This window comes from Vibrio sp. 1249-1 (assembly GCF_033340495.1).
This window is the reverse complement of the sequence record NZ_JAWOWJ010000001.1, coordinates 339,977-353,118: the sequence shown is the minus strand read 5'-3', so window position 1 is coordinate 353,118 and position 13,142 is coordinate 339,977. Positions and strand designations below refer to the sequence as shown.

Below are 13,142 nucleotides of genomic sequence, written 5' to 3'. Positions count from 1 at the left end.
CTTATCACGCATTGATAAGCTGACGTTGCCTCATCAAACCTCACGCTATGTTACGCTCTTAGTTCAATAAGAATTTGCTTTGAATCATTTTTTGATAAGAAAGGCTTTTGCGCTTTGCTTTCGCTCATTGAAGCATGAATTTAATCTAAAAGTTCCTCAGCCAGTACTCGCCACTCTTTAACCTTTTCACGAAAATGACGCCATTGCTTATCGGTCATCGAACGAGAAACATCTAATGTCAGTTGATCAACCAATGCAAAGTTAGAATCAATATTCAGAGAAAGCTGCTCACTATAATAACTCTCTGGCTCGAACAAGAGTCGCATAAATATATCTTGATAAGTCACAACATTAGATTTGTTGTCGAACAAGTATTCGAGCTCTTGATATACCGTGGCTCGATAATCTCTCCATAAAGGGCTGTTTAAAATAACTTGCTGAGAAAATCTTTGAGCTAATTGACGCTGATTTCCTGATAGATTCCCTAGCCATTCTTCCATCCACTCTTCAGTGTTATCCAGAATAATTTCACGCACTTCGTCTTCTGTCTTATCGGCATATTTTGCGTTTCGCTCTTGATAATGTTCTTGTACATTACTCAAAAACTCGCGTTCTTGCTCTTTCGTTAACTGCAAACTTAACGCAAAAAGATCTGGTGCTGCTTTGCTTACCACTCTATCGTAATGCGCTCGCATTCTATCTCGATTTTGTTGTAAGTAATTTAAGGTGATATCGCTCGCTTTTAATCTCTCAAGGTCTTTTAAATGTTCGATATATAATGGTAACTCCTCTTTCTTGTGCCAGTCTGCCAACAATAATAAACGCTCTTCCACTAGGACTTTTTGCTCCCCTTGCAACGAGACATAGTCCTCTAAGTAATCGAGCACGAACCAATCGATATTGCTGTATAAAAACTTTTTCGCACAACCGGCAAGCAGAAATACGAAACAAAATAGAAGGCCATAACGAAGCGCCTTATTAGATACACCCTTTAATTTAGTCACTTATTCGTATTCCCTTTTATGTTGATTAAGTTCTATACTCAACCTGTATCACTTAGTATTGCGGCAAACTTACACCAGTGTGACAAATATTGATTGCCACCTTAATAATATATAGAGTTTGAAATTAACTTTTTGATCACAGCTATCCGCAAAAAAGTGAGTTAGAGCGCAATTATCGGCTAAAAAACGTACCGAACGACGCTCCCTATAACGGCATATAATTTGCATGGATGTTTTTTGGATGGTTTATGGAGGCGAAGTATGGCAGCCGCTGAGCAACTTGATACCAGTGTAGAATATGAGATTCGATATTTTGAACAGGGGAAAATGCACTGCATGAGAGTCATTGCTGAAAGCAAAAAAGTGGCTTATCAGTACTATTTGGAGTGTGGTAAGCACAACAGTGACTTGTACTCTATTCGCCCAGACAAGTAAAAAAACCGCCTAACAGGCGGTTTTTTTTATTCGTCAGAATCAATATAACTGTTTGATTTTATTTATTATTACAGATTCAAATCCAACAATGTTATTTGATGTCGCCAAAGCGCTCAAGATAAAGGACGGTTGCTGCAGTACGAGAAGGAACTTGAAGCTTTTTAAGTAAACTCTTCATATGTACTTTAACCGTAGACTCAGAGATAAAAAGACGATCGGCAATTTGCTTGTTGCGGAAACCTCTTGCCACCTCTCTTAAGATCTGCGATTCACGATCGGTCAGTGTATCAAACACGTCCTCTTGCTCTGAACGTTCACTCAAATACTTAGAAACTTCTTGGCTGTATGCCTTGTCCCCTTGATGCGCTTGTTTTAGCAACTCAACCAACTCATCAGGCTCAGTGTCTTTCAATAAATAGCCATCGGCACCACTTCGAACTATTGCTTCTATATCTGCTGGGCTATCCGAAACGGTTAGAATGACAATTCTGGCTTCACAGCCATCTGCACGCAGTGCTTGCAAAGTATCAAGGCCAGACATGCCTTTCATATTAAGATCAAGAAGTACAAGATCCAGTTCCAGCTCATGCGCTTTCGCTACTGCATCCGCGCCATTACTTGCTTCTGCAATGACCTCAAACTCAGGCTCAAAGCTTAAAAGCTGGTGGATACCTCTTCGCATGAGTGGATGATCATCCACCAGCATTACTTTACACACTGTCACTGTTTACTTCCTTACTATGTTGGAATTCTAATTTTACGGTACAACCTTTGTTTATCGATGCTTCGATGTGAAGATCGGCATGCAGTCTAGCGGCCCGCTCTTGCATGATACTCATACCGTAATGATTTAATTTTTCGTCTTGATGTTCAAAGCCTATTCCATCGTCGCTAACGGTTACTGTGACTTTTCCATCATTATCGAGACATTGAATGTGAATATTATCTGCTTGCGCATGTTTGATAGCATTAATTGCCGCTTCTCTTATCAACTGTAGTAAATGAACCTGCTGATGTGCGTCCAGTTCAGTTGATGAAAGTCTATTTTTTAGCGTAATGTCCGCAGCAGTTTGTTCACTGAGCGTTTCAACCATGTCTTGCAATGCTTGGCCAAAACTGCCCTCTTTAATCGTAAGACGAAACGTCGTCAGTAATTCGCGTAACTGCGTATAAGCCGCAGATAAGCCCGTATCTAGCTCGGCAATAACTTGATTAGCCTGCGCGATCGCCTTTTCGTCAGGCAAGTTCTTTACGCTTCTCTTCAACAAAGCGACCTGAATTTTTAAGTAAGAGAGTGCTTGAGCCAATGAATCATGCAACTCCCGAGCAATAGTGGCTCGCTCTTCCATCAGCAGAATTTGTTCTGCTTGGCGCTGCGCCCGATTGTAATACACGGCGCGTGATAAAATCTGCACGAAGTTGTCAATAAGAGCCTCGTTCGGACAAGGTAACCCTGCTTTCCAATATAAATAACCCAAGTGCTCACCATCTAGCATCAGGGCTTTACCGTGGCAATCTTCATCACAATCTTGGCAGCATTCTTCTCCTTCCATCAATATCCAGCTCGGTTCTCCCAGCTGCTCGATTTCAAGTTTGACCGCTTTAATGCCCTCAAGACTGACGATATGCTGCAAAATCGCCTGGAAATTGTCTTGATTAATACGCGACGCCGTGAGTTCTTTTGACGAGTCATACAGCACTTCTAAAGACTGGTTGGCATGCTGCAATTTACGTGTTTTCTCATCAACCGCTTGTTCTAATCCTCGGTACAACTTACCAAGGTCTGTCGCCATCCGGTTAAAGGTTCGAGTCAGTATTCCCATTTCATTGTCGCTAGATACATTGAGCGATATATTGAATGAGCGATTTTTAATTTGCTCGCTAGCAAAAACTAAGGCACGCAGAGGCCGAACAACTTCGAGGCGCACAAAATGAACGACAAACATACTGACACAAAGAATGCCACCCAACCCTAACCCGCCGATCCAGGCTAAGTTAATCAGTTTTTGCTCCGAAAAGCTTTGCAGCTTAAATACAAACTCATCGATTTGTTCAACAAAACCGGCCACTAGGAGTTGATATTCTGCCGGGTTGTCTCCTCTAAGCACCGCCTTGAGTTCATGCCATCTGATAATAAGACGGTAGTAATCGTGAGTGATGTCTTCTGGCACAGACCAATGCTGAAGCGCTTTCATTGAAGGTGAATATATCGAATTTTCAAATGCGTCAATATGTGAAGAATAGTCAACAGATTTAACCTGAATATCATTCGCTAGACGGTAGCTTTGCATTCGCATCGAGCCAGCAACATTGACGGCTTCAGCATCGTTCAAACTGGACGCTAACGTAAAAATCGCAAAACCAGTCGTAGCAACTGAGAGCAGCAAAATAAGAAGCATTGCGGACGCAATCGTGCGCGTCACCGACTTTTTCACATTTTTAAACAATCTGAGTTCCTCGCCCATTAACAATCCTATTTGTACGTGCAATGAACCCATTACCTTTCAACTTTATCAATATGTGATCACCTGCGACGGAATTTATTGATCCAAAACAATATTGCATACCATTTACCCCCTAAGAGGTATTTATACAAATATGTCAAAAACTACAATTTCGTTAGTTTAAATGACAGTTTATTAATGAAAATTGTGGACTATGCTTAGTTTGGGTTCCAAGTTTCGAGGTGACTAAGTGGTAGACCTTTCCAGAAGAAGACTCTTTGCAAGAAAAGCGCACCCCGACAACGCCGTACGTTTGCCTTGGTTAACTAAACCGCAACAGTTTACGGACGATTGCACTCGCTGCGGTAAATGCATTGAGGCCTGTGAAACAAAGATTATAACCAAAAGTGATGGCGGATTCCCCTCGGTCGATTTTTCCATCGATGAATGCACATTTTGCTATCAATGTGCAAACGCCTGTCCTGAGCCCCTTTTCTTGCCAGAAACAGAACAACCTTGGCAAGCAAAAGCAAGTATCAACGATAACTGCTTAGCAAAACAAAATGTCGAATGCCGAAGCTGTGGGGATATGTGCGACCCGATGGCAATTCAGTTCAAATTAGAACTGGGGAAAGTAGCACAACCCAATTTAGACCTTGATGAGTGTAACGGCTGCGGCGCCTGTGTTTCAGTGTGCCCGACTTCATCCATCAATGTGAGCAATACAACAGCCTAAGCCGAATGTCGTCGGCCAAAGGCAATAAAAATAAATGAGAGAGCTATATGTCACTAAATGAAGTGCATATTTCAAGTTTGGTAGTACATGTGCTGCCGGAACATTTGGACGAAATCAAACAAAAGATAGAAGCACACGAAAATGCGGAAATCTATGGTGACAGTCCTGAAGGCAAGATTATCGTCGTACTTGAAACTGAGAACCAAGGTTTCATCACAGACACTATCGATGCCATTAATAATTTACCGAACGTCTTAAGCACGGTATTGGTTTATCACCAAATCGAAACTGGGCTTGAAGAAACGGATGAAGAAGACACTGGAACACAACATTCCCAAATCGAGGGTGAAGTATGAAAATGACAAGACGTGCGTTTGTGAAAGCAAACGCGGCTGCATCAGCTGCTGCTGTCGCAGGTGTGACACTACCAGCATCTGCAGCCAACCTGATTGCAAGCTCTGATCAAACCAAAATCACATGGGACAAAGCTCCTTGTCGTTTCTGTGGTACAGGCTGTTCTGTTCTTGTTGGCACTCAAAACGGCAAAGTGGTAGCAACACAGGGTGACCCAGAAGCACCAGTAAACAAAGGTCTGAACTGCATCAAAGGTTACTTCCTTTCTAAGATCATGTACGGTCAAGACCGTCTAACTCAACCGATGCTACGAATGAAAGATGGCAAATTCCACAAAGATGGTGAATTTACACCTATCTCTTGGGATGACGCTTTCGACATCATGGCTGAGAAATGGAAAGCTTCCCTCGAGAAAAAAGGCCCAACAAGCGTAGGTATGTTTGGCTCAGGCCAATGGACAGTAATGGAAGGCTACGCTGCGTCAAAGTTAATGAAAGCAGGCTTCCGATCAAACAACATTGATCCAAACGCTCGTCACTGTATGGCTTCTGCCGTTGTAGGTTTCATGCGCGCATTCGGTATCGATGAGCCAATGGGTTGTTACGATGACTTTGAGAACGCAGACGCTTTCGTTCTTTGGGGCTCAAACATGGCAGAGATGCACCCGGTTCTATGGACTCGCATTACTGACCGCCGCCTAAGCCACCCTCACGTTAAAGTGAACGTGCTTTCTACTTACTACCATCGTTCATTTGAGTTGGCAGACCACGGCTACATTTTCAATCCTCAGTCTGACCTTGCAATTGCTAACTTCATCGCAAACTACATCATCGAAAACGATGCAGTAAACTGGGACTTCGTGAACAAACACACGAACTTCACTCAAGCAGACACTGACATCGGCTACGGTCTACGTGACGATGATCCGCTACAAAAAGCAGCGAAGAACCCGAACTCTGGCAAACTCACTTCTATCTCATTCGAAGAGTACAAGAAATCAGTAGCGCCATACACAGTAGAAAAAGCATCTGAAATCTCTGGTGTTGAGAAAGAGAAGCTTATCGAGCTTGCGAAGCAATACGCGGATCCAAACACGAAAGTGATGTCTCTATGGACGATGGGTATGAACCAGCATACTCGTGGTGTATGGATGAATAACTTGGTTTACAACATCCACCTACTAACCGGTAAGATCTCGACTCCGGGGAACAGCCCATTCTCACTAACGGGCCAACCATCAGCATGTGGTACCGCTCGTGAGGTTGGTACGTTTGCTCACCGCCTACCAGCGGACATGGTGGTTGCTAACCCTAAACACCGTAAGATTGCAGAAGACATCTGGAAACTGCCAGAAGGTACGATTCCACCAAAACCTGGCTTCCACGCCGTATTGCAAGACCGTATGCTGAATGACGGCGTTCTGAACTGTTACTGGGTTCAATGTAACAACAACATGCAAGCCGGTCCAAACATCAACACAGAGCGTCTTCCAGGTTACCGCAACCCAGAAAACTTCATCGTTGTGTCTGACCCATACCCGACAGCAACAGCACAAGCAGCAGACCTTATTCTTCCTACCGCTATGTGGATTGAAAAAGAAGGTGCTTACGGTAACGCAGAGCGTCGTACCCAAGCTTGGTACCAACAAGTGGGCACAGTCGGTCAAGCAAAATCCGACCTGTGGCAGCTAATGGAGTTCTCGAAACGCTTCAAAATGGAAGAAGTGTGGCCTGAAGAGCTTCTAGCGAAAGCGCCTCAATACCGTGGTAAAACAATGTACGACGTACTTTACCGCAATGGTAACGTCGACAAATTCCCTATCGAAGAAGCTCGTGAACTGAATGACGATGCTCACCACTTCGGTTTCTATGTTCAAAAAGGTCTGTTTGAGGAATACGCAACATTTGGCCGTGGTCACGGTCATGATTTGGCTCCATACGACCGCTACCACCAAGTACGTGGTCTACGTTGGCCTGTTGTTGATGGTAAGGAAACACAGTGGCGCTTTAAAGAAGGTTCAGACCCATACGCGAAAGAAGGTTCTGGTTGGGACTTCTACGGCAATGCTGATGGCAAAGCGAAGATCATTTCCGCGCCATACGAAGCGCCACCAGAAGTACCGAACGATGAATTTGATATGTGGTTATGTACTGGTCGTGTTCTTGAGCATTGGCACACAGGCACCATGACTCGTCGTGTACCTGAATTATACAAAGCAGTACCAGACGCAGTGTGTTACATGCACCCAGAAGACGCAAAAGCACGCAATGTTCGTCGTGGTGAAGAAGTACTCATGGCAAACAAACGCGGTGAAGTACGCGTTCGTGTTGAAACTCGCGGTCGTAACCGTCCGCCAAAAGGCTTGGTATTCGTACCGTTCTTTGATGCACGTATTTTGATTAACAAGCTTATCCTAGATGCGACTGATCCACTGTCTAAACAGACAGACTTTAAGAAGTGCCCAGTCAAAATCACTAAGATTGCTTAACCTTCAGATACTGAATGCTACGGCCGTCATTATGGCGGCCTAATAAAGAATTTAAGCCATAAAGGCGGAGATGAAATGATGAAAAAATTACTTGTCGCAGTTTTATCTGTAGGTGCGTTAGTGACAGGCATTGCGCAAGCTGAGTTGGATAATCCTGGTGGTATTGGTGGTCTAGAATCTTTACGTGGAATGTCTCAATTGGAAGATACGCGTCCAGCAGACGAGTTCAAAGACTTCCCTAAAGATCAAATTGTTGAAGACAGCTATGTTTATCAACCACCGTTGATCCCACACAGTATTCGTCACTACGAAATTTCGTTAAATGCTAACAAGTGTCTTGCATGCCATAGCTGGAAAAATGCAAAAGAGTCAGGTGCGACTAAAATTAGCGTAACGCACTATGTAAACAGAGAAGATGCGGTACTGGCAGATATGTCTCCACGTCGTTACTTCTGTTTGCAATGTCACGTTCCACAAACGGATGCAAAACCACTAGTGGAAAACGAGTTTAAGGCAGTCGATTCGCTTCAGTAATTGAAACGCGAGTACTAAGAGGTTACTTATGAAAATACTTAAAGCGTTTTGGAAGAGACTGTCGAGCCCGAGTAAAGCTGCCGCTGGTGTGGTTTTATTTCTAGGCTTCGCTGGTGGCCTTCTATTTTGGGGCGCATTCAACACAGGTATGGAAGCAACCAACACAGAAGAATTCTGTTCTGGCTGTCACGCGCCGATCGTTGCTGAAATTCAAGAAACAATTCACTACTCCAACCGATCTGGTGTTCGTGCGATTTGTTCAGACTGTCACGTTCCTCATGAATGGACGGATAAGATCGTTCGTAAAGTACAGGCATCTAAAGAGCTATTTGCACACTTCGTAACGAAGACGATCGATACGCCAGAGAAGTTCCAAGAGCGTCGTGGCCACCTCGCAGAGCGAGAGTGGGCACGTATGAAGAAGAATGACTCTCTTGAATGTCGTAACTGTCATGAGTTTGATTTCATGGATTACTCTCAGCAAGGATCACGTGCGGCAGAACAACACTCCACCGCTCTCGCTTCAGGCGAGAAAACATGTGTAGACTGTCACAAAGGTATTGCGCACAAACTACCAGACATGAGCGGCGTTGAAGGCTGGCACTAAGGAGACTTACCATGAGTACATTAGAATCTGTAATTTGGCATATCCTTGGCTACAGTGCTATGCCAGTGATTATTCTTTCCGGCTTTGTGGCGGTAGCAGCAATCTCTCTCTGGCTGCTGTCATTTGGTAAGGATAAAGAGGTGTAACGTAACGCATCTCTACTCGTCAACTAGCCTATTTGTTGACACTGAGCGCCGAGCAAATGCTCGGCGCTTTTTATTTATTGCTCAATGGTACTTGCCAACAATAAACAAGCAATCATACATAAAAAAAGCGACCATAAAGGCCGCTAAGATTTACTGCTATAGGGAGTTATTTAAGATTCTTTTACTGGCAGAACCTGTTTGACGTATTGTCCTGGCGCTTCATCAATAACCGGATGGTTTTCTGAGCCAATAGGGAAAGGCTCAACTTGCTCTTTAGGGTTGAATTGGAGTAACCACTCGTTCCAGTGTGTCCACCACGATCCCTCTTTGTGTTCCGCGTTATTCAACCACTCATCAGCAGAGTCATCCAAATTATCGTTCAACCAATAACCATACTTATTTTTAGCTGGAGGGTTCACGATGCCCGCAATATGACCAGACTCACCGAGGACAAATGTTTTGTTGCCACCCGTGTTCAGCGCACCACGGTAAGTTCCCTGCCATAACGCAATATGGTCTTCTTTCGTTGACACAAAATAGCTAGGAATTTTGATCTTATTTAGATCAATCCACACTCCACCAATTTTGACGCCTTTATCTTGCACTAGCTTGTTCTCTAAATAGAGCTCGCGAAGCAAGAAATTGTGAGATGCAGCGCTGACGTTGGTGCTGTCACTATTCCAGTACAACAAGTCAAAATCGACTGGGCTATTGCCTTTCAAGTAGTTGTCTACGTAGTAGTTCCAGTACAAGCTGTTTTCACGCAGTAAACTAAACGTCACGCTTAAGGAACGGCCGTCCATATACCCTTTTGCGTTATTTTGCGCTTCAATTGCACTAACAATGGTGTCATTGATATACGCGCCGACTTCACCTGGTTGAGAGAAGTCGAGCAACGTGGTGAAGAAAGTGGCAGACTTGATGCGCTTCTTCATACGTTTTGCAGCGTAGTACGCAACCGTGCTTGCTAAAACAGTACCACCAATACAATAACCAGCCGCATTGATTTGCTCTTGTCCTGTTATATCTTCAATCGCAGCGACGGCTTTCACCACGCCTTCTGTCACGTAGTCACCAAACTCTATGTGCGCTTGAGCCTTGCCTGGGTTACGCCAAGACATCATAAATACACTGTGCCCCTGCTCTAACAACCATCGAACCATTGAGTTCTTTGCTGTTAAATCAAGGATGTAGTATTTATTGATGAAAGGTGGGACGATGAGCAGCGGCGTCGCATTCACTTTCTCTGTTAGAGGTCGATATTGAATCAACTCAAACAATTCGTTTTGAAAAACCACATTGCCCTGTGTCGTCGCAACGTCATCGCCCACGCGGAATGCATTGTTATTCGTCATACGAATTTTTAAAATGTCTGCGCTCGACTCAACGTCTTCTTTCAACTGTTCTAAGCCTGCCAGTAAGTTTTGACCGCTTTGCTCAAGTGTCAGCTTCAAAAGCTCTGGGTTAGTGGCGATGAAGTTGGAAGGAGAAAGGGCGTTAATGGCTTGGCGAGAGAAAAAAATAATACGTTCTTTCGTCTTTTCATCTAAGCCTTCCAAAGACTCGATGGTGTCCAGATAGGTCTTACTAAATAAAAGGTAGGATTGTTTGATGAAGCTATACATGGCTTCATTTTGCCACGCTTCGTTTGAGAAACGCTTATCCCCTTTTTCAGCTTCGACGATTTGTGCTTGGTTCCCTGCCAATGCAACATTCTGCCAAATTTGCAGCTGCTGTTCCCACCACTGTGCTTGCAGCTTTAAAATCGCAGCAGGCTGATTCGCAGCTTGTTCGAACAGTTTGGCAGTATCCTCAAAGTTCACTTCTTGCATGGCCTTGTTTAAAGGAGAGTTCACGACTGCCTTGTTCACTTCGAAATCATGCCACCACTGATGATTGGTTTCCTGAAGCTTCACAAGATAGTCCGAAAAGAAGTGTTGAAACATAGTCTTACTCCTATATTCGGAAAAAACAACGCCGCCCAAATCTAGGGGCGGCGAGAATCGGACAAATTACGCTGGAGTAACAGTCTTTAGATTTTCCGAAGTCATTTTCTCAACGTCTTCTTTGAACTCTTTTGCAATCGCTTGAAGCTTGTTGCTGTCATCCATCATTTGTTGAGAAAGTTTAGTAAGTACGCTTAGTTGCTGACTGTTGAAAGCAGTCAATGACGTTACGTCTTTGATTTCTGTCGCTGCTTTCATCTGGTTTAGACCCACTTCACTGTATGTGCGAATGGCGTTCAATTGAAGCTCGGTCAACACTTCTACGTTTTTTGTCACTAGCTTGTTGAACTTCAAGTAAGGTTCTAGATTTTTTTCAGTTTGATCGCTAAATGTTTTGAAGAAATCTGTGTACATGGTTTGTCTCCTAGAGAAAGAATTAAAAATGTCCGTTTAAATAATTACTTAACTGTCTTTACAACCACAGCCGTGCCCATGCCGCCGCCCACACAAAGTGAAGCAACGCCATATTGACCATTTTGTTTATGAAGCTCGTGAACCAGCGTGACTAAGATTCGGTTTCCAGATGCACCAAGCGGGTGTCCTAGCGCGATAGCACCACCGTTAAAGTTCGCTTTATCTTGAATCGCGTTAACTGGAACTTGGTTTGTTTCCGCCAACTGATGAATCACGCCAAGTGCTTGCGCTGCAAATGCTTCGTTTAACTCGTAAACGTCGATATCATTTACTGTGAGTTCTGCTTTTTCGAGTGCTTTATTGACCGACTCAACAGGACCTAGGCCCATGATCTTCGGATCAAGACCCGATTGCGCGTAGCTTACGATCTCAGCAAGCGGCGTTAATCCATGCGCTTTAACTGCGCTTTCAGACGCCACGATAATCGCACTCGCTCCATCGTTAATGCCTGATGCATTACCCGCAGTCACAGTGCCTTCGCGGTCAAAAGCAGGACGTAGCTTGCTTAAGGCTTCCATTGTCGCGTTCGCTTTTGGGTATTCATCCGTATCAAACATCACGGCTTCACGGCGTTGCTTTACTTCCACTGGCACAATTTCGTCTTGAAATTTGCCAGCTTCGATAGCGGCTACCGCTTTCTGTTGGCTAGACAGCGCGTATTCGTCTTGCTGCTGGCGAGTTAAGCCGATTTGTTTTGCTACGTTTTCTGCCGTCACACCCATGTGATATTGGTTGTAAACATCGGTTAAACCGTCCGCTACGAGCAGATCTTTTAGCTCCAGATTGCCCATTTTGTTGCCATCACGAATGCTGCTTGGTGCAGCAAACGGAATCTGAGACATGACTTCAACACCCGCTGCTACAACGATCTCAGCATCGCCACTACGGATATGGGACACGGCATCCATGACCGTTTTCATGCCACTACCGCAAACCATGTTTACGCCATATGCAGGAACAGATTCAGGAATCCCCGCAAACAGTGCCGCTTGGCGGCCAACACCCATTCCTTGACCTGCACCAACAACGTTGCCAACAATCACTTCGTCAACCTTGTCGCCAGGCAACTTTGCCGCTTCCAACGCGCCTTTAATCGCTACTGCTGCCAGATCGCCAGCAGAAGTATTTTTCAGGCTGCCACCAAAAGCGCCGATTGGGGTACGCTTCGCCGCTACGATAAATACTTTTTCCATCATCTTATCTCCTTAGTGCATGTATAGGCCGCCGTTCACCGACAAAGTCTCTCCGGTGATATAGGCGCCCGCATCGCTGACCAAGAAGCTCACTGATGCTGCAATTTCTTCTGGTGTCGCAAGACGTTTCATTGGAATTTGGTTCGTGATAGATTCCAGCACTTCTGGCTTCATTTGCTCAACCATTGGCGTACCCGTGTAACCCGGCGCGATAACATTAACTGTTACACCAGAGCGAGCACCTTCGTATGCTAAGGCTTTAGAGAAACCGATCATCCCAGCTTTCGCCGCCGAGTAGTTTGCTTGACCAAACTGCCCTTTAAGACCATTGACTGAAGAGATATTGATGACACGACCACCGCCTTTTTCGCACATTGCAGCAAAGAGGGGTTGCGTAACGTTGAATAAACTATTGAGGTTGGTATTGATGACATCATTCCAAGCTTGCGCAGTCATCTTTTTAAACACGCCATCACGTGTAATTCCTGCGTTGTTGACAACAACATCAATGGTTCCTTCCTCCCCAAGCAATTGCGCCAATTTCTCTGCACACTCTGTCGTGTTTGTTACATCCAACTCAAAAAGGCGAACCTGATCTTTGGTAAACCCTTTGCTGTTGAACCACTCCAGCGCACATTCGTAGTTACCTGTGAAATAAGTAGCGATTACACGGTAACCGTCATTGACTAATTGAGAGGAAATAGCAGAACCAATTCCGCCTTTTGATCCAGTGATCAAAGCGACTTTCTTCATTGAAGACTCCATTCTTAACGGCATTTAA

Annotated in this window: 14 protein-coding genes; 7 read left to right on the top strand and 7 right to left on the bottom strand. The window is 44.5% G+C overall.

Annotation, left to right across the window (positions count from 1 at the left end):
* Positions 1-140: 140 nt before the first annotated feature.
* Entirely contained in the window at positions 141-1,004 is an 864-nt protein-coding gene (locus R7Z50_RS01680) for a DUF6279 family lipoprotein (RefSeq protein ID WP_182015841.1), read from the bottom strand.
* Positions 1,005-1,265: 261 nt separating this feature from the next.
* Between R7Z50_RS01680 and R7Z50_RS01675 the strand changes: the two genes are divergently transcribed.
* Positions 1,266-1,439 carry a hypothetical protein gene (locus R7Z50_RS01675; RefSeq protein WP_005373524.1) on the top strand — a complete coding sequence of 58 codons (174 nt, stop codon included), beginning with the start codon at positions 1,266-1,268 and terminating at the stop codon, positions 1,437-1,439.
* A 91-nt stretch (positions 1,440-1,530) separates the two neighbouring features.
* Here R7Z50_RS01675 and R7Z50_RS01670 read toward each other — a convergent pair whose 3' ends face one another.
* Positions 1,531-2,145: a response regulator gene (locus tag R7Z50_RS01670; RefSeq protein WP_031777156.1), complete on the bottom strand. Its 615-nt coding sequence runs from the start codon at positions 2,143-2,145 to the stop codon at positions 1,531-1,533.
* Between the two features lie 4 nt (positions 2,146-2,149).
* Positions 2,150-3,886: a nitrate/nitrite two-component system sensor histidine kinase NarQ gene (gene narQ, locus R7Z50_RS01665; RefSeq protein WP_025998659.1), complete on the bottom strand. Its 1,737-nt coding sequence runs from the start codon at positions 3,884-3,886 to the stop codon at positions 2,150-2,152.
* 247 nt (positions 3,887-4,133) lie between these two features.
* Between narQ and napF the strand changes: the two genes are divergently transcribed.
* The 6 genes from napF to R7Z50_RS01635 all read left to right on the top strand — a co-directional run bounded on the left by napF (position 4,134) and on the right by R7Z50_RS01635 (position 8,748).
* Positions 4,134-4,619, top strand: a complete 486-nt coding sequence (napF, locus tag R7Z50_RS01660) for a ferredoxin-type protein NapF (protein WP_005373529.1) — start codon at positions 4,134-4,136, stop codon at positions 4,617-4,619.
* A gap of 47 nt (positions 4,620-4,666) precedes the next feature.
* A complete protein-coding gene (locus tag R7Z50_RS01655) occupies positions 4,667-4,975 on the top strand; it encodes a chaperone NapD (protein ID WP_005373535.1) in 309 nt (102 codons plus the stop codon).
* Entirely contained in the window at positions 4,972-7,461 is a 2,490-nt protein-coding gene (napA, locus tag R7Z50_RS01650; protein ID WP_005389060.1) for a periplasmic nitrate reductase subunit alpha, read from the top strand. The genes R7Z50_RS01655 and napA overlap by 4 nt, the downstream gene beginning before the upstream one ends.
* A gap of 78 nt (positions 7,462-7,539) precedes the next feature.
* Entirely contained in the window at positions 7,540-7,995 is a 456-nt protein-coding gene (locus R7Z50_RS01645; RefSeq protein WP_005389061.1) for a nitrate reductase cytochrome c-type subunit, read from the top strand.
* A 28-nt stretch (positions 7,996-8,023) separates the two neighbouring features.
* On the top strand, positions 8,024-8,602 hold the full coding sequence (locus R7Z50_RS01640) for a NapC/NirT family cytochrome c (protein ID WP_005373542.1): 579 nt from the start codon (positions 8,024-8,026) through the stop codon (positions 8,600-8,602).
* 11 nt (positions 8,603-8,613) lie between these two features.
* Entirely contained in the window at positions 8,614-8,748 is a 135-nt protein-coding gene (locus R7Z50_RS01635) for a TIGR02808 family protein (RefSeq protein ID WP_005373546.1), read from the top strand.
* A gap of 170 nt (positions 8,749-8,918) precedes the next feature.
* On the opposite strand, the gene phaC is transcribed toward R7Z50_RS01635, so the two are convergent.
* From phaC to R7Z50_RS01615, 4 genes are all read right to left on the bottom strand, one after another.
* Entirely contained in the window at positions 8,919-10,694 is a 1,776-nt protein-coding gene (gene phaC, locus R7Z50_RS01630; protein WP_005373548.1) for a class I poly(R)-hydroxyalkanoic acid synthase, read from the bottom strand.
* Between the two features lie 66 nt (positions 10,695-10,760).
* A complete protein-coding gene (locus R7Z50_RS01625; RefSeq protein WP_005373550.1) occupies positions 10,761-11,108 on the bottom strand; it encodes a phasin family protein in 348 nt (115 codons plus the stop codon).
* Positions 11,109-11,152: 44 nt separating this feature from the next.
* Complete coding sequence (locus R7Z50_RS01620) at positions 11,153-12,361, bottom strand: acetyl-CoA C-acetyltransferase (protein ID WP_161440639.1); 1,209 nt, start codon at positions 12,359-12,361, stop codon at positions 11,153-11,155.
* Between the two features lie 12 nt (positions 12,362-12,373).
* Positions 12,374-13,114 carry an SDR family oxidoreductase gene (locus R7Z50_RS01615; protein WP_005373555.1) on the bottom strand — a complete coding sequence of 247 codons (741 nt, stop codon included), beginning with the start codon at positions 13,112-13,114 and terminating at the stop codon, positions 12,374-12,376.
* Between the last annotated feature and the right edge of the window lie 28 nt (positions 13,115-13,142).

Excerpts from the sequence above, each read along its gene's own strand:
- R7Z50_RS01675 (WP_005373524.1), top strand. The coding sequence starts at position 1,266 with ATGGCAGCCGCTGAGCAACTTGATACCAGTGTAGAATATGAGATTCGA.
- R7Z50_RS01670 (WP_031777156.1), bottom strand. The coding sequence starts at position 2,145 with ATGCTGGTGGATGATCATCCACTCATGCGAAGAGGTATCCACCAGCTT.
- R7Z50_RS01655 (WP_005373535.1), top strand. The coding sequence starts at position 4,667 with ATGTCACTAAATGAAGTGCATATTTCAAGTTTGGTAGTACATGTGCTG.
- napA (WP_005389060.1), top strand. The coding sequence starts at position 4,972 with ATGAAAATGACAAGACGTGCGTTTGTGAAAGCAAACGCGGCTGCATCA.
- R7Z50_RS01645 (WP_005389061.1), top strand. The coding sequence starts at position 7,540 with ATGAAAAAATTACTTGTCGCAGTTTTATCTGTAGGTGCGTTAGTGACA.
- R7Z50_RS01640 (WP_005373542.1), top strand. The coding sequence starts at position 8,024 with ATGAAAATACTTAAAGCGTTTTGGAAGAGACTGTCGAGCCCGAGTAAA.
- R7Z50_RS01635 (WP_005373546.1), top strand. The coding sequence starts at position 8,614 with ATGAGTACATTAGAATCTGTAATTTGGCATATCCTTGGCTACAGTGCT.
- phaC (WP_005373548.1), bottom strand. The coding sequence starts at position 10,694 with ATGTTTCAACACTTCTTTTCGGACTATCTTGTGAAGCTTCAGGAAACC.
- R7Z50_RS01625 (WP_005373550.1), bottom strand. The coding sequence starts at position 11,108 with ATGTACACAGATTTCTTCAAAACATTTAGCGATCAAACTGAAAAAAAT.
- R7Z50_RS01620 (WP_161440639.1), bottom strand. The coding sequence starts at position 12,361 with ATGGAAAAAGTATTTATCGTAGCGGCGAAGCGTACCCCAATCGGCGCT.
- R7Z50_RS01615 (WP_005373555.1), bottom strand. The coding sequence starts at position 13,114 with ATGAAGAAAGTCGCTTTGATCACTGGATCAAAAGGCGGAATTGGTTCT.